Origin of the sequence: Serratia sp. 22278, from assembly GCF_052045405.1 — a bacterium.
Taxonomy (GTDB): Bacteria; Pseudomonadota; Gammaproteobacteria; order Enterobacterales; family Enterobacteriaceae; genus Serratia; species Serratia marcescens.
In genome coordinates this window covers 919515-940856 of the sequence record NZ_JBQEOW010000001.1, presented here as the reverse complement: position 1 = coordinate 940856, position 21342 = coordinate 919515, and the positions used below count along the sequence as shown (strand labels likewise).

17 protein-coding genes are annotated in these 21342 nt (G+C 62.6%); 5 read left to right on the top strand and 12 right to left on the bottom strand.

Going from position 1 to position 21342, the window contains the following annotated elements:
- Both ACTJJ6_RS04640 and ACTJJ6_RS04635 read right to left on the bottom strand, forming a co-directional pair.
- Positions 1-3473, bottom strand: a 3473-nt coding sequence (locus tag ACTJJ6_RS04640) for a PAAR domain-containing protein (RefSeq protein ID WP_440827391.1), incomplete at its 3' end; no start/stop codon positions are given.
- Between the two features lie 31 nt (positions 3474-3504).
- Positions 3505-3936: a DcrB-related protein gene (locus tag ACTJJ6_RS04635; protein ID WP_049207056.1), complete on the bottom strand. Its 432-nt coding sequence runs from the start codon at positions 3934-3936 to the stop codon at positions 3505-3507.
- 234 nt (positions 3937-4170) lie between these two features.
- Between ACTJJ6_RS04635 and ACTJJ6_RS04630 the strand changes: the two genes are divergently transcribed.
- Together ACTJJ6_RS04630 and ACTJJ6_RS04625 are read left to right on the top strand one after the other, a co-directional pair.
- Positions 4171-5175, top strand: coding sequence for an alpha/beta fold hydrolase (locus ACTJJ6_RS04630; protein WP_049299004.1), 1005 nt, complete (start codon positions 4171-4173; stop codon positions 5173-5175).
- A 69-nt stretch (positions 5176-5244) separates the two neighbouring features.
- Positions 5245-5895, top strand: coding sequence for a dihydrofolate reductase family protein (locus ACTJJ6_RS04625; protein WP_164053681.1), 651 nt, complete (start codon positions 5245-5247; stop codon positions 5893-5895).
- A 41-nt stretch (positions 5896-5936) separates the two neighbouring features.
- Here the strand turns inward: ACTJJ6_RS04625 and ACTJJ6_RS04620 are convergent, their stop codons facing one another.
- Positions 5937-7553: a serralysin family metalloprotease gene (locus ACTJJ6_RS04620; protein WP_016927813.1), complete on the bottom strand. Its 1617-nt coding sequence runs from the start codon at positions 7551-7553 to the stop codon at positions 5937-5939.
- Positions 7554-7964: 411 nt separating this feature from the next.
- On the opposite strand from ACTJJ6_RS04620, the gene ACTJJ6_RS04615 reads away from it, so the two are divergent.
- Positions 7965-8318: a protease inhibitor Inh/omp19 family protein gene (locus ACTJJ6_RS04615; RefSeq protein ID WP_016927814.1), complete on the top strand. Its 354-nt coding sequence runs from the start codon at positions 7965-7967 to the stop codon at positions 8316-8318.
- Positions 8319-8322: 4 nt separating this feature from the next.
- On the opposite strand, the gene ACTJJ6_RS04610 is transcribed toward ACTJJ6_RS04615, so the two are convergent.
- Together ACTJJ6_RS04610 and ACTJJ6_RS04605 are read right to left on the bottom strand one after the other, a co-directional pair.
- Complete coding sequence (locus ACTJJ6_RS04610) at positions 8323-8844, bottom strand: chromate transporter (protein ID WP_028127817.1); 522 nt, start codon at positions 8842-8844, stop codon at positions 8323-8325.
- Positions 8841-9407: a chromate transporter gene (locus ACTJJ6_RS04605; RefSeq protein ID WP_049299001.1), complete on the bottom strand. Its 567-nt coding sequence runs from the start codon at positions 9405-9407 to the stop codon at positions 8841-8843. Before ACTJJ6_RS04605 ends, ACTJJ6_RS04610 begins: the two co-directional genes overlap by 4 nt.
- 103 nt (positions 9408-9510) lie before the next feature.
- Here ACTJJ6_RS04605 and ACTJJ6_RS04600 point away from each other — a divergent pair, with 103 nt between their 5' ends.
- Complete coding sequence (locus ACTJJ6_RS04600; RefSeq protein WP_337055331.1) at positions 9511-10425, top strand: LysR family transcriptional regulator; 915 nt, start codon at positions 9511-9513, stop codon at positions 10423-10425.
- Here ACTJJ6_RS04600 and licT read toward each other — a convergent pair.
- The 3 genes from licT to ACTJJ6_RS04585 are packed head-to-tail and all read right to left on the bottom strand — an operon-like array spanning position 10410 to position 14541.
- A complete protein-coding gene (gene licT, locus ACTJJ6_RS04595; RefSeq protein ID WP_151254804.1) occupies positions 10410-11252 on the bottom strand; it encodes a BglG family transcription antiterminator LicT in 843 nt (280 codons plus the stop codon). The two genes, ACTJJ6_RS04600 and licT, sit on opposite strands and share 16 nt — an antisense overlap.
- Positions 11253-11272: 20 nt before the next feature.
- The gene (locus tag ACTJJ6_RS04590) at positions 11273-12688 is read right to left on the bottom strand and encodes a glycoside hydrolase family 1 protein (RefSeq protein WP_049298999.1); all 1416 of its coding nucleotides are present in this window, start codon (positions 12686-12688) and stop codon (positions 11273-11275) included.
- Positions 12685-14541 (bottom strand): beta-glucoside-specific PTS transporter subunit IIABC, encoded by a 1857-nt coding sequence (locus tag ACTJJ6_RS04585; RefSeq protein WP_016927820.1) that lies wholly within the window; start codon positions 14539-14541, stop codon positions 12685-12687. Before ACTJJ6_RS04585 ends, ACTJJ6_RS04590 begins: the two co-directional genes overlap by 4 nt.
- Before the next feature lie 562 nt (positions 14542-15103).
- Between ACTJJ6_RS04585 and ACTJJ6_RS04580 the strand changes: the two genes are divergently transcribed.
- Positions 15104-16273, top strand: a complete 1170-nt coding sequence (locus tag ACTJJ6_RS04580) for a cupin domain-containing protein (RefSeq protein ID WP_440802251.1) — start codon at positions 15104-15106, stop codon at positions 16271-16273.
- Between the two features lie 37 nt (positions 16274-16310).
- On the opposite strand, the gene ACTJJ6_RS04575 is transcribed toward ACTJJ6_RS04580, so the two are convergent.
- The 4 genes from ACTJJ6_RS04575 to ACTJJ6_RS04560 form a co-directional block, all read right to left on the bottom strand.
- Positions 16311-17615 (bottom strand): c-type cytochrome, encoded by a 1305-nt coding sequence (locus tag ACTJJ6_RS04575; RefSeq protein WP_016927822.1) that lies wholly within the window; start codon positions 17613-17615, stop codon positions 16311-16313.
- Positions 17616-17626: 11 nt separating this feature from the next.
- Positions 17627-18085 (bottom strand): (2Fe-2S)-binding protein, encoded by a 459-nt coding sequence (locus tag ACTJJ6_RS04570; RefSeq protein ID WP_004940763.1) that lies wholly within the window; start codon positions 18083-18085, stop codon positions 17627-17629.
- Positions 18085-20307, bottom strand: coding sequence for a xanthine dehydrogenase family protein molybdopterin-binding subunit (locus ACTJJ6_RS04565; protein ID WP_049298996.1), 2223 nt, complete (start codon positions 20305-20307; stop codon positions 18085-18087). The genes ACTJJ6_RS04570 and ACTJJ6_RS04565 overlap by 1 nt, the downstream gene beginning before the upstream one ends.
- Before the next feature lie 201 nt (positions 20308-20508).
- The gene (locus ACTJJ6_RS04560; protein WP_015377804.1) at positions 20509-21333 is read right to left on the bottom strand and encodes a M55 family metallopeptidase; all 825 of its coding nucleotides are present in this window, start codon (positions 21331-21333) and stop codon (positions 20509-20511) included.
- Between the last annotated feature and the right edge of the window lie 9 nt (positions 21334-21342).

Genomic DNA, 21342 nt, shown 5'->3' with positions numbered 1-21342 from the left:
GCCGGATCGTAGCTCCAGCTGCGGCGGCTGCCGTCGTCGCGCTGCTCCTGCAGCAACCGGTAGCCCTGCCACAGGAAACGGGTCGTCTGTTCGGTTTTGCCCTTATAGCGCACCGCTTTGCGGCTGCGGCGGCCCAGCGCGTCGTAATGGTACTGCGCCTCGAACTCGCCCTGCGGGCCGCGGCCGTGCGCCTGCACCAGCCGGTTGTCGGCGTCGTAGCGGTAGTGCTGTTCGTACAGGCCGTTACGCCGGCTGATCAGGTTGCCCCAGGCGTCGTAACGGTAAAACAGTTTTTGCCAGTGCGTCAGGCGGTTGTCGGCGATCGGCGCCAGCGGCAGGTGCGCGTCGATGTCGTTCTGCGGGCTGCGTTCGCCCAGCAGGTTATCCGCCAGATCGTACACCAGCCGCGCGCCCGGTTTGCCCTGATTGGGTTCGCGGTGTTGCAGCAGGCGGCCTTCGGCGTCGTAACCGTAGTGCACTTCGCCGCGCAGCGCGTCGCTCACCCCGGCCAGCTCGCCGCGGCCGGTGTAGCGATAGGCGCGCCACAGCACGCCGTCTTCCGGCCGGGTCAGTTTATCGTGGCCGAAGGCGCTGCTCTGCCAGCTGCGGCGGCCCATGGCATCGTAACGCCGCTGCTGCTGCAGCGCGCCCTGGCTGCGGCCGGTTTCCCGGTGCAGGCGATCGCGGGTGAATTCGCTCACCACCTGCTGGTTGAATTTGATGGCGCTGGCGTGGCCGGAGCCGTAATACAGCCACTGCAGGCGATCGCCCTGCGGCAGCGTCAGCGCCTGCAGGTTGGCCAGCGCATCCCACTGGTATTGCAGCTCGCCGTTCACGCCCTGTTCGCCGAGCAGCCGCCCGGCGGCGTCATAGCGCATCTGCACGCTGTCCGGCTCGATGCCCAGCGCCGCGCCGCTCGCCGTCGGCAGGCGGTTCAGCTCGCGCAGCCGCCCCATGGCGTCGAAACGGTAATGCCATTCCGCGCTGGCGTTGCCGCGCCAGACCAGCTGCCCGGCCTCGTCGAAGCGGAAGCGCTGTTCGCGCTGCGTCAGCTCGCCCGCACTGCCCGGCAAGCCGACCTCGCGGTGCTCCTCCAGCAGCCCGGCCGCGCCGTAGCGATAATAGTGGCGGGTGTCATCCGGGCGCTCTTCGGTCAGCACGCGGCCCACCGCATCGTAGCTGAAGCGGTAGTCGCCGCCGTTGCCGTTCTCCAGGCGCGTCAGCCAGCCCTGCGGGCTGTAGTGATAGCGCCGGGTGCGGTTGATGCGATCGGTGATGCTGACCGGCAGCCCCAGGGCGTTGTACTGCCAGCGGGTCAGGCTGCCCAGCGCGTCCTGATGTTCGGCCAGCTGGCCGTGCGCGTTCCAGTTAAAGCGCTCTTCGCCGCCGTCCGGGTGGATCAGGGTATGCAGGCGGCCGCCGTTATCCCACAGGTAGCGCGTCTGATGGCCTTCGGCATCGGTCTGCGTCGTCAGTTGCCCCAGCGCATCGTAGGTATAAGCCGTCACGCTGCCGGAACAGTCGGTGTAGCGCGTCAGCTGGCCGCGGGCGTCCCACTCCAGCTTCACTTCCCCGCCCAGTGCGTCGATCACACTGGCTGGCAGGCTCTCTTCGTCATCCGGATAGCGGTACAGCGTGGCATTGCCCAGCGCATCGACATAGCGCGTCGGGCGCCCCAGCGTGTCCCAATGCTGCGCCTCACTGCTGCCGTCCGGGTAGGCGACGGCGAACAGCCGGCCGCTGTTGCGCGAATATTGATAGCGCGTCACGCGGCCGAGCGGATCGGTCTCCGACAGCAGGCGGCCGTAGGGATCCCATTCGCTCTGGCGCTGCGCGCCGCCGGGCAGCAGCACGCTGCACAGCTCGCCGCGTTGGTAGATGAAACCGTAGCGGCGCTGGTCGAAATCGGTGTACTGCGCCACGTTGTCGTCGTCATCCAGCCGCCACTCCGCCCGTTTGCCGTCGCCGCGCACCGCGCTGCGGCGCCCGCCGGCGAAGTCGTAACCGAACTCAAGGGACTCCCCGGCGCTGTTGCGGTAGGCCGTCACGCGCGGCACGCCGTCGATCTCTTGCCATTGGTATTCGTTCAGCAGCCCGGCGGCGTCCTGGTGGCTGATCATCAGGCCGTCGCGCCAGCCAAAGCGCCGCGTCACCTCACCGGCGCGGTTGCTCACCGTCGTCAGTTGGCCCTGCTCATCGTAACCGTAGCGCGCCAGCGTTCGTTCACCGTCGGCGGTTTGCAGCGCCACTTCACGCAGGCGGCCCTGCGCATAGCGGCACATCAGGCGCTGCCCGGCGCTGTCCACCAGTTCGCTCAGCAGTCCCTCATCGTCGTAGAACAGCGAGGTGGCGTTGCCGATGGCGTCGGTGATCATGCTCAGCCGGCTCGGCTGGTCGCCCGCCAGCGGCGGGTAGTGGAAAATCTGTTCGCCGACGTCAAACAGCTGCCAGCTGCCGTCGTCGTTGTGCATCAGCCAGCATTTTTCGGCTTCGCAGTAGGTTTTATGGCCGCGCGGCACCATAGGGAAAGCGACGAAGTCGCCGGAAGGCGCACGCCACACCAGGCCGTCCTGATACGGCTGCAGGCTGCTCTCCCAGAACAGGTTCCAGCCGCGGCCCAGCACGCCGTCGCCGGGGTTGCCGCTGCGCCAATAGCGCTGCCAGGCGACCGGCAGGCGCGAAGGCAGCACGAAATCGAGATCGTCTTCGCCGTCGAGGAATTTCTGGCCGCTGACGATATCCACCGGCCGGGCGATAATGCCGACCGCGGCGGTGGCGGTCATCAGGGTGCCGGCGCGGCAGGCGATGCGCGCCAGTTTGTTGATGCCGGGCAGCTTGCCCAACAGTTTGCCCAATGCCCCCAGCTTGCCGGCGGCGCCGCCCACGCCGCCCACCAGGCCGGCGAACAGCAGCGTCAGGTCAGAGACCTTGTACAGCCAATCCGGCACTTCGGGCTTGATCGGCAAGGTGGTGACGGTGCCGCCGCCGATAAACACGTTGGGCGAGCCTTCCATCACCTGCGCGTCGCAGTTGGTTTTGTCCCCCACGCGCGAGGCGGGCTGGCCGTTGATGCTGACCTTGTCGGAGCCCTGCGCCATCTGCATGCTCGGGCCGTCGTCGCTGCAGGCCACCTGGCTGTTGGTGGCGAGCGCGGCGGGTTTGCCATTGATGAAGACGTTGGGGGAGCCGGTGACGATATTGCCTTTGGGGGTCAGGCTACCGGCACCGGCGTCGGCAATGCCGTCGCGCGCCGCGGTGGCCGCCTCCCCGGTGAGATACCCCACCGCCAGGCTGGCGCCGATAAGCAGCACGCCGACGCCGATACAGGAAGCCGCCAGGCCGGCGACGAACAGCGCGCCCGCCGCCACCGCGCCTGCGGCGGCGATCAGGCCGCCGACAAGGGTGCCGGCAATCATGCCGGCCAGGGCATGGGAATGCCCGATGATATCGCCGACGCGAGCCGCTTCGGTCATCGTAAGGTCCTTTTACGCAAAGAGTTCATCGTTAGGCCGCCCGGTAACTGCTCAGCACCTGCTGCAGCAGCGCGTCGTCTTGCGGCGTCAGCTTGCGCGCCATCGCCAGAGTGAATACCAGCACCCGCCCCTCCGCCAGCGCGAACACCGCCTGGTTCTGCCAGATGCGTTTGCCGTCGCGCAGGTAGCTGGCGCGCACCCACTCACCGGCGGCCAGCCCATCGCCCAACGTTGCCGGCTCGCGGCTTTTGAACGCCCAGCCTTTCAGCCCCTGCGCCAGCGCATCGAGCTGGCGGGTGACGTAGCCTTCCAGGTTCTCCGCCGGCTGCAGCGCATCGCGGGAAATATTGACTGAGGGGGAAACATCATCGCCGGCCAACAGGACGTTGACCGTGCGATCGGCATAGCCTTCCGGCAAAGCGACGCTGCCTTCGCTGAAAGCGCAGCGGGATAAAGCGGACATGCGAGGATCCTTTTGCATAAATAATGCTTAAGCATCGCATAACTTAGCCTTGAAATAAAACCATCAGGCGTCGCCAATGTTGCACGGCGTGACCGCGTTCACTGTGCAAAAGAGCGTTGCCGGAATCTGGCCGGGAATCAAACCGTCATATTACAGAATTATCTGAAACCACTGGCGCGCCAACGCCTTGATTGTGGCTATACTCGGCTCTCGTCCGTTTTTCAGGAGATCAGGATGCTGAGATTCACCCGTAGCGCGCTGCTGTGCGCCGCGCTGGCCGCGTTCAACGCCGGCGCCGCCGAAACGCCGACGTTCGGCCCGGAACTGCAGGGCTTTCACTACCCCTACCCGTTGCAGCAGTTCAGCTTCACCTCGCAGGGGCAGCCGTTAAAGATGGGCTATATGGACGTGCCGCCGGAAGGCGCCGCCAACGGCCACACCGCGCTGTTGCTGCACGGTAAAAACTTCTGCGCCGCCACCTGGCAGGACACCATCAAGGCGCTGAGCAAGGCCGGCTACCGCGTCATAGCGCCGGACCAAATCGGTTTTTGCTCCTCCAGCAAGCCGGCGCATTACCAGTACAGCTTCCAGCAGCTGGCGCAAAATACCCACGGCCTGCTGCAGAACCTGAACATCAGCAAGGCCATCGTCATCGGCCACTCCACCGGCGGCATGCTGGCCACGCGCTACAGCCTGATGTATCCGCAGGCGGTGGAACGGCTGGTGATGGTCAACCCGATCGGCCTCGAGGACTGGAAGGCGAAAGGCGTGCCGTGGCGCAGCATCGATCAATGGTTCGCGCGCGAGCTGAACACCACCGCCGAGGGCATCCGCAATTATGAGCAGCACACCTACTACGGCGGCCGCTGGAAGCCGGAGTACGATCGCTGGGTGGATATGCTGGCCGGGCTGAACAACGGGCCGGGCCACCGCCTGGTGGCGTGGAACTCGGCGCTGATCTACGACATGATCTTCACTCAGCCGGTGTATTACGAGTTCAAGGATCTGCAGACGCCCACCACGCTGATGATCGGCACCGCTGACACCACCGCCATCGGCAGCGATATCGCCCCGCCGGCAGTCAAGGCCAAAATCGGGCATTACGCGGTGCTGGGCAAGCAGGCGGCGAAACTGATCCCGCACGCCACGCTGATCGAGTTCGCCGGGCTGGGCCATGCGCCGCAAATGGAGGAGCCGGCGCGCTTCCATCAGGCGTTGCTCAAGGCGCTGCAACCCTGAGCGGCCGGTTGGCGCGGCCGCCGCACGGCGGCTAAACTTTCAACTGGCACTCAATTGCAGGAGACAGCCATGCGACAGATTATTGCCAGTGCGTTCGTCAGCCTCGACGGCGTGATGCAGGCGCCCGGCGGGCAGGACGAAGACCGCAGCGGCGGTTTTCGCTTCGGCGGCTGGACCGCGCCCTATTGGGATGACGCCGTCGCGGAAACGATGAGCGATCTTTTCTCTGCGCCTTTCGATCTGCTGCTCGGGCGGCGCACCTACGATATCTTCGCCGGCTACTGGCCGCATATCACCGACGAGGCCGACCCGTTTTCCGCCGACATCGCCCGCGTGTTCAATCAGGCGGCCAAGTACGTCGCCACCCACCACGGCGAGACGCTGACGTGGGAGAACAGCCAGTGGCTGGGGCAAGACATCCTCGCCCGGCTGCGCGAGCTGAAGCGCACCCAGGGGCCGGTGCTGCTGGTGCAGGGCAGCAGCACGCTGATGCAACAGCTGCTGGCCAACGATCTGGTGGATGAACTGCGCTTGCTCACCTACCCGGTGCTGCTCGGCGGCGGCAAGCGGCTGTTCGATGACAACGCGGCGCCGGCGGCCTTCACGCTGGCCCACTCGGTGGTCTCGCCCGGCGGCGTCATTGTGGCTCACTACCGCCGTGCCGGCGCGGTGAAAACCGGCTCTTTCGTGGCGGAAAGCGCCGCGGCGGCCCAGTCGTAAAAAAAGGGCCGGTCGGCCCTTTTCTCTTCCCCTTCCTCACCTCAGGCAAACAAAATATCGCTCTGCTCCACCTGCCCGACCACGTGGATTTTGAAGTCGGCGGCATAGCTGTTGCTCTGGGTGTTCATCAGCAGATCGGTGGTGCCGTTGAAAGCGTCGAAGTTGAGCTGGATCTCGCCTTTCTGGCCGCTGAAGGCGCTGCCGCTGTCGATAAAGCGCAGCTCGCTCAGGCTGTTGTTGAAGCGCAGGCCGGAGAGATCGATCTTGTCGATGCCGTGCTCGAAGTCTTCAATCACGTCGAACGCCGCCACCGTGGACTCTTTGGCGTTGAGATAGACGAAATAGTCGGTGAAGTTATTGGCGTCTTTGCCGCCCCACAGATGATCCGCCCCCAGGCCGCCGTACAGGATATCGGAGCCGGCGTTGCCCGCCAGCAGGTTGTCCTGATCGTTGCCGATGATCACATCGCGCCCGCTGCCGCCTATGGCGTTCTCGATGATCGCCCCGCGCGCGATGGCGACGTTCTGCGTGCCGCCGCCGACGCTGGAGAACGCACCGTCGTTCAGGTTGATCATCTGCTGCTGGCTGTAGCCGGAGAAGTCCAGCGTGTCGTTGCCGCCGGCGTCCCACACCGCGAAGTTGACCGGTTTGCCGTTGTCCGCTGTGGCGGTCAGGAAATCGCGCCCGGTGTTGGAGTTGAAGCCGTACACCGTGTCGCCGGTGCGGGTGTTCATGTTGGCGCCGTACAGCTTCTGGATCGCGGCAATGTCATCCACCATCGGGCCATAGCCGTACACCCCTTTGGTATCGGCGCCGGTATAACCGGCGTTGAAATAGCTCATGATCGAGTATTGCAACGAATCCTGATAATAGGCGGCATCGTTCTGGTAGCTCGGGTTGCCCAGCGACGCGTCATAAGATCCCGGGTGCGCCAGCCCCAGGGCATGCCCCAACTCGTGGGTGAAGGTCTGGCTGCTGAAGTCACCGCTAACCGGCGCCTGATGGGTGGCGAAGTTTTTGTTGAACCACACCGTGCCCGCAAAGGCGTTATCGCTGCCCGGTTTGGAGCTCGGCGGGTAATAGGCGTACGCGTTGATGGCATTCGGGCCGCTGCCGGCGGCGGTGCTGCCGTCGGCGCGCTGGGTGAAGTACGCGAAGGTGATGTCCGCGCGGTGGTTGATATCGGTAGACGCCGCTTCGGTAAAGGTCACGTTCGCCACGTCGGCCCACGCCTGCATCGATTTCAGCGCCTGAGCCTGCGCCGCCTGGGTCAGTGGCTGCAGCCCCTTGTCGCCGTCGCCGGTCTGGCCGATGCGGTTCAGCGCGCTCTGCGTCAGGAAGGAGTAGGTCAGCGCCACCGACTGATGATACACCTGATCGCCGTTGTGCGTCAGGCCCGGCCGCGTCAGCTGATCGGCGGCGCGATCGAAGCTGAAGTTATCGCGGATTTTACCCAGGTTGTCGATGGCTGCCCCGCCGCGCTGATTGCTGTACAGGTTAGCGTTGTCCAGCGTGAACAGCGCGCCGTAACCCAATCCGTCATAAATGCTGCCGGGCTGGTGATAGTAAAACTGATAGTTATGATCGTTGGGGGATGTGGCGCTCAGGCTGGTGAACTCATCGTCATCTTGCAAAATGTCGTTGTGGCGACTGCGCATTGTATTCTCCTTTTACACAATAGGAACCCACTCGCTTTGTAAGACTACTCATCAGTCGTTCTAATCTAAGCCAAGGCTTAGGAATGACCAGTATAGTGACTCACCCGGCTGGCGCGAGCCCGCCCGGCCTGGCTTCACCACGCCGGGCATTGAGTTGGAGATACGCGTAACAATTTGTATTCTCACTATATTAATGAGAAAAATGAGCGCATTAACGGGTTAATTATTCGTCTTTTTGCGCATTTTATCGCCGATTGGATCAGAATAATCGAGGATTAAAAAACCTAATCCTTCCCTCATCATCAAGATGGGTACGTGCTAAAGTGTGAACGGACAGCCGAAAGGAGTGACCCGATGCCAACCCATTTCCTTATGCGCGCCTTGCGCCGCGCCAGCCTGACAGGAGTCGTTATGAGCATATTGTGCAGCAGTGCCCTGGGCAGTTCACTGCCGTTGCTGGAACCCGCCGCGCTGAAGGGCGACTGGCAGCTCGCCGCCATCGGCGACGGTAAAACCGTCTGCGAGGTGCAGCTGAGCGACGAAGCGGTCGCCAACACCAACGCTTTCCGTTTCAGCGCCTCCGCCCAATGCCTGCAGCCGCTGGCGCTGCACGCGCTGCCGGTCGCCTGGCGGCCGACGCCGGACGGCATGACGCTGACCGACGCCGAAGGGAGCATGGTGGCGTTTCTGGCCCTGACCGCGCCGAAGCGCTATGAGCTGATCGACCGCAACGGCCCTTCGCGCTTTGTGCTGATCCCGCGCTAACCCTTCAGGCGAACAGCAACCCGAGCAGCGCGCCGCCCGCCAGCACCCACAGCGGATGGAGGCGCTTGCTCATGCTCAACCCCGTCGCCAGCGCCACGATTGCCGCCAGCCGCCAGCTGGGCGCGGAAGCCTCGGCGATCAAGATACCGCTGGCCGCCACCAACCCCACGGTCAGCGGCACCAGTCCGGCCTGCACGATGCGGCGCCACGGGCGATCCTTAAAGCGCCGCCAGGCGCCCATCACCAATAGCGTAACAATAGAAGACGGCCCGAACTTGGCGATCGAAGACACCAGCAGCCCCGCCCAGCCGGCGACGTGCCAGCCGACCAGCGGCACGATCATCATATTCGGCCCCGGCGCGGCCTGCGCCATGGCGAACAGCGCGCTGAACTCCTGGGCGCTCATCCACTGATGCACCTCCACCACCTGCCGCTGCATTTCCGGCAGAATGGTCATGCCGCCGCCGAACGCCAATAAAGAAAGCTCGGTGAAGATCAGCGCCAACGCCATCAACACCCCGCTCATGACGGCCACCGCCACATCAGCAGAATGCTCAGCGGCGCCAGCACCAACATGGTCGGCAACAGCGGCAGGCGCAGCCAGGCGATGGCGATCAGCGCCAGCGCGACGATCGCCAGCGCCGGCCATTTACCGAGCAGCGGCAGCAGCATCTTGATCCCGGTCGATAGCAGCAGCCCGGCGGCGGCGGCGGCCAGCCCGGCGAACACATGCTGCACATGCGGATCGTTTTGGAAGCGGGCGTACACCACGCCCAGCCCCACCACGATCGCCGTCGGTGCGCTGATGAGGCCCAGCAAAGCGCACAGCGCGCCGCGCAGCCCGCGAAACTCCATGCCCACCGCCACCGACAGGTTGATCACATTGCCGCCGGGCAGGAACTGGCACAGACCGAGCAGCTCGGTAAACTGTTCGCTGCTCAGCCAGCGCCGGCGCTCCACCAGCATACTGCGCGCCATCGGCAGCACACCGCCGAAGCCGATAAGCCCCAGCCACAGAAAGCCCAAAAACAGCTCTGCATTACCCGGCGCAGCTGCCGGGTGCGGTTTTAACGTATTGATATCTGACATGACATTGCCATTCCACATCGCTTGTTTTGATGTCTGGTATCATGCGCGCCGCCGTGCCATGATGTCTAATGCATTCCGGAAAAACCAAAGATACCTTTGAGGTATGGCTATGATCGAACTGCGTCGCCTGCGGGCATTCGTCACCGTGGTGGAAGAAGGCAACATCACCCGCGCCGCCGAGCGGCTGTTTATCCAACAGCCGCCGCTGACCCGCCTGCTGCAGGGGCTGGAAGACGAACTGGGCGTAACCTTGTTGCAGCGCCTGCCGCGCGGCGTGCGCGTCACCGAAGCGGGGGGCGTGCTGTTTGAAGAGGCCCGCGCCCTGCTGGCGCGCGCCGAACGCCTGCGCGAAGCGGTACAGCGCGCCGCCCGCGGCGAGCAGGGCTATATCGCCATCGGTTTCACCAGCTCCGCCGCGCTGCATCCGTTCGTGCCCAACCTGCTGCGCCGCTATCGCGATATCCTGCCGGGCATCACCACCCAGTTGGAAGAAGCCGGCAGCGGCGAACTGATGGAGGCGTTGCTGGAACAGCGCCTCGACGCCGCCTTCGTGCGCTCGCCGGCCAACGGCATTCCCGGCCTGAGCGTCGAGCCGGTGCTCAGCGAGCCGATGATCGTCGCCCTGCCGCTGGGCCACCGGCTGGCGCAAGAAACGCGGCAACCGCTGCCGCTGGCCGAACTGGCCCACGAGGCGTTTATTCTCTATCGCCGCCCCGCCGGTCAGGGGTTGTACGACGCCATCCTGGCCGCCTGCCACCGCGCCGGCTTCAGCCCGCGCATCGTGCAGGAAGCGCCGCGCCTGCCGGCCACCCTCAGCCTGGTCGGCGCCGGGCTGGGGTTGTCAATCGTGCCCGGCTCGATGCGGCGGCTGGGCGGCGACGGCATTGTCTACCGCACGATCGCCGAAGAAGCGCAGCTCAGCGCCCCGCTTTACCTGGCGCTGCGCCATAGCCCGGCCTCGCCGATCGTCGAGCGCTTTCGCGAACTGGTCGCCGAGGCGGTTCAGGCCTCGGGCTGATCGGTGATGCGCGTCAGGTGGATCATCAAATACAGCAGCTCATCGTTCGACATCTCCATTTGCAGCAGATTCTTCACGTAATCGCGGATCAATAGCGCGCCGCGATAGGCATGCGGATACTCGGCCGTCATCTGGGCAAACAGAAAGTCGGCCTTCGAGGTCATCTGTTTGCCGTCGAGCATGCGCTGGATAAAGAACTGCATATGCACTAAAAAGCGCGCGTAGTTCAGCGAATCGGTGTCGATATTGAGGCGAAAGTGATACTTGATGATATTGAAAATATCTTTCAGCATCTTCACCGCCAGCAACGTGTGCTCCATGTTTTGCACTTCGGTCTGGCCGTTGACCAGGTGAAAGGCGATATTGCCCGCTTCCTCTTCAGGCAGTTGGATATTCAGCCGCTGGTTAATGTAGGCCAAGGCTTGCAGCCCCACCGCAAACTCTCGCGGGTAGAAACGCTTCACCTCGAACAGCAGGCGGTTTTGGATGGCGATACCCTTGTGATGACGTTCGATAGCAAAACTGACGTGATCCGCCAGCGTAAAGAAAATCTGTTCATTAATGTTGCCGTTCAGTTGGCGATTGGCCTCACTGAGGATCATCTGCACAATTTCGATGTGCTCCGTCGGGGCAGTTTCAATCAGCCGCAGGTAATCCCGCCCCTTTTGCCCCTCCTGCACCACATACACTTTCTCAATGGCGGCCGAGTTGATCTCGTCTCCGGTTTTGCTGTTAAAACCAATTCCCTTGCCCATGACGATAACCTCACGGTTATCGTCGTCCGCGGTTAACACCAGACTGTTGTTGAGCACCTTAATGACTTTCATCGTCTCGGCCGTCACCTTGCTTATTTGCCCAACCGGCCATTGGCGGCGATAAGCTGCCGATACCAGTCAAAACTGCGTTTTTTGATGCGCCGCAGATCCTTAAGATCCCGTTCTCCGCGGTTCACGTAGATAAATCCATAGCGCTTTGCGTAACCTTGATGCGTGCTGACGACGTCAATCGCCGCCCACGGGCAGTAACCGAGCAGCTCGACGCCATCGTTGATCGCCAGCCGCATCTGTTCGACATGCTGCCGCATGAATTCAATGCGATAGTCGTCGTCGATAGTCTCATCCGCCCGCAATTCATCCGGCGCGCCAATGCCGTTCTCCGTGATCAGTATCGGCAGGTGATAGCGCTCGAAGGTCTTGCGCAGCGTTAAGCGCAGGCCAACCGGATCGATCACCCATCCGTAGCGCGTCTTGCCGACAAACGGGTTTTCCGCCGCACGATACACACCCGGTTCGCCGAGCATAATTTGCTGATCGCCGGCGCGTGCGCTCACGTCTGAACCGTCGCCGCGGCTGGCGGCGATCGTGGCGGTGGAATAGTAATTGATCGCCACATAATCCGGTCGTGCCGCCAACAGCAGCGCCGCGTCCTCCGGCTCCCTGTCCGGCGACCACCCCCGATCCTCAAGGTAACGCCAGGCCAGGGCGTTATAGCGGCCATGCACCGCCACATCGAGAAAACTCCAACAGCGCAACGTCTCCCAGTTATGAGCGGCAATGGCATCCAGCGGATTACAGGTCTCCTGATACATCGAGGTGGTATTGATCGCCGGGCCAATTTTCCCGCCGGGACAGCGCTGATGGCATAATGCCATGACTTTGGCCTGAGCGACCAACATATGATGACTCTGCTGATACAGCGTCCGTTTGTCAGGCAACGCACCGCCTTTGGGCGTGCCGATAGCGCCGGGGTGCAGGATCATGGTGTTCTGTTCATTGATGGTGAGCCAATACTTCACCCGATCGCCGAAGGCGTCGAACAGCACGCCGGCATAAGTGACAAAAGCCTCGATGGTGGCGCGATTGGACCAGCCGCCCTGCTGCTCCAGCACATACGGCAGATCGAAATGATACAGCGTCACCACCGGCTCGATGCCGTGCGCCAGCAATTCGTCGATCAACTGCCGGTAAAACGCCAACCCCGGCGCATTGACTTCGCCGACGCCTTCGGGCAACACGCGCGTCCACGCAACCGAAAACCGGTAGGCCTTTAACCCCAGTTCTGCGAACAGCTTCACATCCTCGCGAAAGCGATGATAGTGATCGCTGGCCACCGTAAAATCCGCCGTGCCTGCGGGATGTTCGAGCATATCGACGATCGACGGGCTTTTGCCGTCTTCATTCCATGCGCCCTCCACCTGATAGGCGGAAGTCGACGCGCCCCAGAGAAACTCGGCGGGGAAATCGTGCAAGCGTTGATAAATCATGCCGGCTCCTTATTGGCCTTCAGCGCCATAATCGTCTCACCGGCATGAACGCCATGCGGCTTAGGTAACACCTGAACCTGAAACGCTTCGCTGTTGACGATCAATACCGGCGTCGTCAGATCGAAGCCCAATGCGGCGATCGCGCCGATGTCAAAACGCACCAGCTCGTCGCCGGCCTTCACGCGATCGCCGATCTGCAGTCCGGAGTCAAAGTGTTGGCCACCCAGGTTTACCGTGTCGATGCCGATATGCAGCAACAGCTCCGCGCCGTTGTCCCCCTTGATGCCGACCGCATGTTTTGACGGCAGGAAAGTCACGATCTCGCCGTCCAGCGGCGCACGCAGCACGCCTTCCGACGGTATGATCGCCATGCCCTGGCCCAACAAGCCCTGGGAGAAAACGTCATCGTTGACCTGATCCAACGTCACGGCTTTGCCGGTCAGCGGGCTGAAAACCGGCGATACCTCGTCGGCCGCCGCCACCTGAGTCTCGTCGTTCGTCTCCTCGACCGGATCGTCGAAGCCAAGGATCCAGGTCAGGGCAAAGGTCACGACGATGGCAATGGCGCAAGTGATCAGCGCGTGCACGATATTCATCGGGTTCTCACCGATAAACGCCGGCAAAGCGGCCAGGCCAGGAGAAACGAAGGCATAACGCACCAACCCGCTCAACCCGGCGTAAATGCCGGCGCAGCCACCGCCGATCATCGCCGCGATCAACGGTTTGCGCAGTTTCAGCGTCACCCCGTACAGCGAGGGTTCAGTGATCCCCAACAACGCGGTAAAACCGGCGGAGGACGCCAACTGGCGCAAATTCGTGTTCTTGGTGCGGAATGCCACACATAGCGTCGCCGCACCTTGTGCAATATTGGACGCCAACATGCCCGGCCCGTTAATCATCTCAAAGCCATTCTTGGTCAATTGGCCGGTGGCGATCGGTGTCATCGCCCAGGCGGTGCCAGTGATCACCAAAAATGGCTGCAGCCCGCCCATCAACATAGGAATCAGCCAGCTGGCCTTGCCATCGACGATCGCCGCACCGGCGGCCACCATGTCATTGAGGAAAATGCCGAACGGCCCGACCACCACCAACGCCAGTGGCGCGGTGACCAGCAGCACGATCATCGGTTTGGTGAAGAACTTGATCATCGTCGGCGAAACTTTCTCGGCAAACCGCTCGATATAGGACATCAGCCACACGGTAAAAATGATCGGCAACACCGAGCCGGCATAATCCGCCAGCCGCACCGGAATGCCGAGAAAATCAATCGCGGCGCCCGCCGCCTGCATCTGAGCCAGATTAGGGTGCAGCAACGCGCCGGCGAGGGTCATCGCCAGGATGGGATTGCACTCGAATTTTATCGCGGCACCGTAAGCCAACAGCACCGGCAGGAAGAAAAAGGCCGCATCGGCGACGGTATCCAGCAATCGATAGGTCGTGCCGGCGGGATCTATCGCCCCGGCCAGCTTGAGGATCGCCAGCAGCGCCTTGATCATCCCCGCGCCGGTAATGGCCGGGATCACCGGGGTAAAGGTCGTGGAAATCACGCTGATAATCCGTGACACCACGCCACCTTTCGGCTGCTGCTTTTGAGCGCCGGTTTGCGGCTGGCCAATCTCCTTTTGCAGCACGCGGAACGTTTGCTGCACGTTATTGCCGACCACGATCTGAAACTGGCCGCCTCGCACCACCACGCTGATAACGCCCGGCAGGGCTTCGATCGCCTTCGAATCCACTTTAGCGTCGTCGTTGAATTCCATACGCAAACGGGTCGCGCAGTGCGTCAGCTTGCTGACGTTGCCTTTACCGCCGACCCGCGCCAATATTTCTAAGCCAAGTTTTTGATAGTCCATCGTCTTCCCCGGTAAAATGCAAAAAAAAAAAGACCAAAATGGAAATGCGCCTCATCACAAGGAGAAGTGCATTCCTATTTTGGTCTTGCCTGCTTTAGCAGTAACACGCCGCAATAAAAATGGTGTGCGGTCTTCTCGACCGCGCTAAAAGTATCACCATACTCGCGAATACTCGGCAATAGCCAGACGTCAGCGTTGTGAAAGGCGTCACGATTTAGCGTAAATGCACTGCAATGTCGCCGCTGCACGCTTTTTGCGCACACCCATAGCGCAATCGGAAGGAAATAACCCAAAATAATGCGTTTCATTGACACTTTGTTTATTTAATTACAGGGGAAGATTAATTCATATCCATGACTATTGAGATTAACAATGAATAATTAAACCCGCTCTCACTTAGTAACAAACGCAAACAAATAAACGCCTACGCAATACATTCCAGCCGCTAGGATTTAAGGGTCACAGCCTATTCCCGCCGATGACAAAAATCATTTCAATGGCGATCGCGCCTTCCCCGTCGCCTGCTTCTGCAGGCGCACGGCTTTATATTGGAGAAAATGCTATGCTATCGCGTCGTGATATATTGAAAGTCTCCGCCGTCAGCGCGGCCGCCGCCGGCATGATCGGCGGCATCACCAAAAATGCCGCTGCCGACGACCATCGCAATATCATGCCCCCCAGCAGCTATCAGCCGCCTGCCGATGCGCAACATCTCTATAAATACAAATTCACCGACAGCAAAAAACGCAGCCTGCCCAGCGGCTGGGCGCGCGAAGCTACCGTCGAGCAATTCCCGATCTCCGAAGGCGTGGCGGGCGTCGACATGACGCTGGAGCCGGGCGGCGTGCGCGAACTGCATTGGCACGCCATCGCCGCCGAATGGGCATTCATGCTGGAAGGCCATGCGCGCATCACCATCCTCGATCCCGAGGGAAAATGTGAGGTGGCGGATTTCGGCCCCGGCGACGTCTGGTATTTCCCGAAAGGCTACGGCCATTCCATTCAGGCGCTGGCGGACGGCGCGCATTTTATTTTGGCGTTCGATAACGGCCATTTCTCCGAATTCGGCACCTTCAGCATCACCGATTGGGTGGCGCATATGCCGAAAGAGGTATTGGAAAAAAGCGTCGACATGTCGGCGGCGGTATTTTCCAAGGCCAAACAGCGCGAAGCTTATATTGTCGGCGGCGCCGTTCCGCCCACCTTGCCATTACCGAAAAACGACGGCGGATTAAATAATGCCCCGCTGACCCACCGCTATGAATTAATGAAGCAAAAGCCGTTCTTTGAAAATGACGCCGGCAGCGTCCATTTGGTGTCGTCGAAAGAATTTCCCATTTCCACCACCATGACCGGCATCATCGAGATCGTGAAACCCGGCGCGATCCGGGAATTGCACTGGCACCCCAACGCCAACGAATGGCAATACTATATTGCCGGCAAAGGCCGCATGACGGTGTTCAGCTCGCACGGCCACGCGCAGACGGAAGAGTACGCCCCTTCGGACGTCGGTTACGTGCCGCAGGGCTTCGGCCATTACATCGAGAACATCGGCGATGAGGATTTGAAGGTACTGATCGTGATGGACAACGGCATTTATCAGGATATTTCGTTGTCCGACTGGCTGGCGAAAACCCCGGCCTACCTGCTGGCGGACAACTTCAATAATCAGGTTGAGGACTGGCAGGATAGACCGAAAGACAAACGGGTGATGTCGCGGCGCAGCCGATAACGCCGCGGCGAGGGAGAATCTCCCTCGCCGCTTTTCGTTACTGCTTGCGCTGCTCCGCCACCTGTTTGGCGGTGACGCTGCCCTGCTTATCGCCGAAGTGGCCGACCACGAAGTTGGCGACCGCCGCCACTTCCTCGTCGGAATACGCGCTGCCGAACGACGGCATCATCTCATGCCGCTCGCCGACGCTGATGCTCGTCCCCTTCAGGATAGCCTGCACCACGCTGCGCCCCTGCGGATCGTTCACCGCCGTGCTGCCCACCAGCGAAGCATACTCGCTCTGGCGGCCCGGCCCGTTCCACTGGTGGCAGCCGCTGCAGTCGTTGGCGAACATCCGCCGCCCGAGCGAGCTGTCTTGCCCGCCCGGCAGGATCGGGGTGGAAGCCCCCGCGCCCTTCGGCTGCAAGTTCACCGCCGCCGCGCTGTCGCCGGCGATGGGTTCGATGTCGCGCAGGTATTTCACCAGCGCCAGATTATCTTCCGGCGTCAGGAACTGCAGGCTGTTTTCCACCGCTTCCGCCATCGGACCGGCGGCGCTGCTGCGCCCCGGCGCATGGCCGGTGGCCAGATATTGCGACAGTTGCTGGTCGCTCCAGCCGCCGATGCCGGTCTGTTTGTCCGGCGTGATGTTGGCGGCGAACCAGCCCTGCACCACTTCACCGCTCAGGTGCTTGCTCTGGTTAAGACCGAACCCCAGATTGCGCGGCGTATGGCACTCGCCGCAGTGGCCGAGCGCCGTCGCCAGATAGGCGCCGCGATTCCACTGTTCATCCTTGTTGAGATCCGGCGCGAAACGCTGCTCCTGGAAGAACGCCAGGTTCCAGAATTTCATGCCCCAACGCTGGTTGAACGGGAACGACAGCTCGTTTTGCGGGTTGGCCTGTTTCACCGGCGGCAGACTGAACAGATAATCCTTGATCGCCAGCACATCATCGCGGCTCAGCCCGGTGTAGGAAGTATAAGGCATCGCCGGATACAGGTTGCCCTGTGGGCCGATGCCCTCACGCACCGCGCGCACGAACTGATCGTCGCTCCAGTTGCCGATGCCGGTTTCCTTGTCGGCGGTGATGTTGGTGCCGTAGATGGTGCCGAACGGCAGCTTGAAGGCGAAGCCGCCCGCATAAGGCGTGCCGCCCGGCGCGGTGTGGCACGCCACGCAGTCGGCGGCGCGCGCCAGGTACTCGCCGCGCGCCAGTTTGTCGGTCATGCCGGCCGGCGCCCCGGCGATCGGCGCCGCAGGCTCAGCGCCGGTGGGCCGCAGCAGCGTATACAGCGCGTATCCTCCCGCCAACACCACCACGGCGATAATCAGCCATAACAGCCCTTTCAAGGCATTGCTCATCGCATCTCTCCCTAACCCAACGCCTTGGCGGCCTGGTGGATGGCGGCGCGAATGCGCACATAGGTGGCGCAACGGCAAACGTTGCCGCCCATCGCCGCGTCGATGTCCGCATCGCTCGGATCCTTGCTTTGCGCCAGCAGCGCGCTGGCGCTCATGATCTGGCCGGACTGGCAGTAACCGCACTGCACCACGTCCAGATCAAGCCAGGCTTCCTGCACCGCCTTGCCTTCCGGCGTGGCGCCCACGGCTTCGATGGTGGTGATTTTTTTGCCGACGGCGGCGGAGACCGGCGTCATGCACGAACGCACCGGCACGCCGTCCAGATGCACGGTACAGGCGCCGCACATGGCGATGCCGCAGCCGAATTTGGTGCCGGTCAAGCCGGCTTCGTCACGCAGAAACCACAGCAGCGGCATGTGCGGATCGCCCTCAAAGGTCAGCGGCTGATCGTTTACGGTTAAATGAATCATCAGGTTCTCTCCTTGTCAGACGCCGGATTCGCAGTGGGATTATGCAGCGGCAGGCTCAGCGAAGTGCGTGGCCGCCCGAGCAGCGCCAGCGCGTTGCCGACCGCCGGGGCGATGGTCGGCACCCCCAGCTCGCCCACGCCGGTCGGTTTCTCGGTCGAGGGCACGATGATCACCTCGATCTCCGGCATCTCATCGATGCGCAGCGGGCGGAAGTTATTGAAATTGGACTGTTCGACCACGCCGTCTTTCAGCGTGATATTGCCGTATAGCGCCATGCTGAGGCCGTAACCGATGCCGCCCTCGATCTGCGCGCGGATCACGTCGGGGTTCACCGCCACGCCGCAATCCACCGCACACCACACTTTATGCACTTTCGGGATGCCGCCCTCGCCGATCGACACCTCGGCCACCTGCGCCACATAGGTATCGAACGCCTTGGCGACGCCCACGCCGCGCGCGCGCCCGTCTACCACTTTAGCGCCCTGCCAGCCGGCGGCTTTCGCTACCGCCCGCAGCACGCCCGCCGCGCGCGGCGCATCGCCCATCAGCGCCAGCCGCCCTTCGACCGGATCCTGGCCGGTTTCCTGCAACAGCTGATCGATAAAGCTCTCCACCGCGTGGCCGGTGTGGGTGCTGGCGACCGACCGCAGCGAGGTGGTCGGCACCTTGCCGGGCACGATGTGCGCATCGCAGCGGAAGGCTTCGAAGGTGTATGACACCTCGCTGGCGCCCTCGACCATCATTTGATCGAGCCCGTTGACCACCAGCGCATCCATCGCGCTGTGGCGCGTCCAGGAGTGGCCGACCACGGTATCGGTCCAGCCCACCACCTTGCCGCCGCGAATGGCGCCGCGCAGGCGGTGCAGGATCATCGGGCGATACCAGCCGTTGCGGATGTCGTCCTCGCGCGTCCATACCACCTTCACGCCGTGACCGGGGCCGATGCCCTTGGCCGCCGCCGCCATGTCGGCCGCCAGATCCGGCCCCAGCGTCGGGTTGCCTAAATCGATGCGCCGGCCGAAGCTGCCGCCCGCCAGAATGGTTTCAATCTGCACCTTCTCCGGCGGCAACTCGAACAGATCGCACAATTGCTTGTGATCGAGCGTCTGGATTTGGCAGCCGTAGCGCGCCTTGACGCTCTCGCCGTCCCAGAACAGATAGCCGTCCAGCGGCTCCATCGGCGCGTGCGCGACGTACGGGAAGGTGTATTCGGCCTCGATCACCTTGTCGGCCTTATCGAACACCTCGTCCGGCTTGCCGTGGCTCTTCGCCACCACGCCGGTTTTCTGCGCCACCTGGCGGAATTCGGCGTAGATCTCCTCGGTGTTGCGCCGTTCGGCCTGCGCGTCGTCCCAGGTGACCCGCAGCCGTTCCCGCCCCTGGATCGCCGCCCAGGTGTTTTTGGCGTAAACCGCCACGCCGGTGGCGACCTGCTTCACCGCCACCACGCCCGGCACCGCCAGCGCCCGCTCGGCGTCGAAGGTCGCCACTTTGCCGCCGAAACGCGGCGGTTTCTTGATGGTGACGGTCAGCATGTCCGGCTCGTGGATATCCTGCGAGAACTGCGCGCTGCCGTTGGTTTTCGCCAGCGAATCGACGCGGTGCAAACCGCGCGTTTTGCCGATCAGGGTGAAATTGGCCGGGTCCTTCAGCGTCAGGCTGGCGGGATCGGGCGGCGGCAACGTGGCGGCCAGCGCGGCGAACTCGCCAAAGCCCGCTTCTCGCCCGCTGGCGGCATGGCGGATCTTGCCCGCCTGCACGGTGATTTCCTGCGCCGAGGTTTTCCAGCTCTGCGCGGCGGCCTGCACCAGCAGCGCGCGCGCCATGGCGCCCATGCGCCGCATTTGCTCATAGGCATTGGCCACCGAGCTGGAACCGCCGGTGCCCTGGAATCCGAAGGCCAGGTTTTTGTAGATATTGGTGTCCACCGGCGCGGCCACGACCCGCACCTGTGCCCAATCGGCATCGAGCTCTTCGGCGACCAGCGTCGCCATGCCGGTATAGACCCCCTGGCCCACTTCGGTGTGTTTACTGATGACGGTGACGACGCCGTCGGCGCCGATCTGAACGAAGGCGTTGGCGTCTAACGCCGCCGCGCCGGAGGCGGTCGGGGCAGCCGAACGCGCCAGCGCGCCGGTGGACGGCAGATAGGCGCCGATCACCAACGCCCCGGCGCCGACGATAAACCGCCGCCGCGAAAGCGGAACTTGGGATATGCTCATTGCTCATGACTCCAAAAAAACCGAAGGCGTCACTGCCTTCGGCGAAACAAATCTTGTTATGGGAATGGCTTGTCGCGCCCGTCAGGTGATATAGCGCAACAGAGCAATAATTAGCGTAGCCTATTATCCAGTAGACTTAATGTTGAAGAGGGTTTTTCTATTGGAGAATCGTGCGGTGCGGGCGGGAACCCGCACCGGGAGTCAGCTCTGCGTCGTCGCCAGAGAGGAGAAGACGCTGAGCAGGCGGATTTGCGCCGCCATGTTGTCGCTGTCGAAGGCCACGGTGAGCGCGTCCTGGCGCTGCACGCCGGGCACCAGGCTGAACAGATCCGCCAGCACCGGTTTGGCCGCCATCAGCGTCAACCGGTAAGGTGGCATGAAGCGGCGCTCCACCGGCAGTCTGGCGCCCTGGCGCACCTGCTGCATCGCCCGCTCGCGGATCTCCGCCCGCGCCCGCTGAGGGCTGAGCGATTCGGCGGCGGTTTGCGAGATGGCGCGTTTCACGCAAACATAGCCAGATTGCGGATAACGTTCAGCGATCCAGCGTTGCAGCTCGTCGTCACCGCTCACCAGCCACAGCGGGACGTTCAACTCGGCCGCCGCCGCCGCATACAGATCGCTTTCGCCTACCACCTCGCCGTTCAGGCTGACGCGGTAAAAGGCCCGGCCATTGATGGTATGCGCCAGCACGCCGCGTTCGCCGGCGGCGCTGTGATAACCGATACACATCAGGCCGTCGTAACGTTGATGCTGCAGCCCTTCCACCATCGATAGCCCGCGCGGTTTGCCCTGCACCAGGCGCGCCCGCGCATCGATGCGATCGGCGCGCAGGTTCTGCATCATCGCGTGGCTGTCGGCCACCGTCACCTCGGTGGCGCCGCCGGCAAAAGCGCCGTCGATGGCGGCGTTGACCTCCTGCTCCATCAGCTCGCGCGCCGCAGCATAGTCAGCATGGGCCGGGTTGCACTGCTCCGGCCGCATCACGCCGGCAATACCCTCAATATCCGCAGAGATAAAGACTTTCACATCACACTC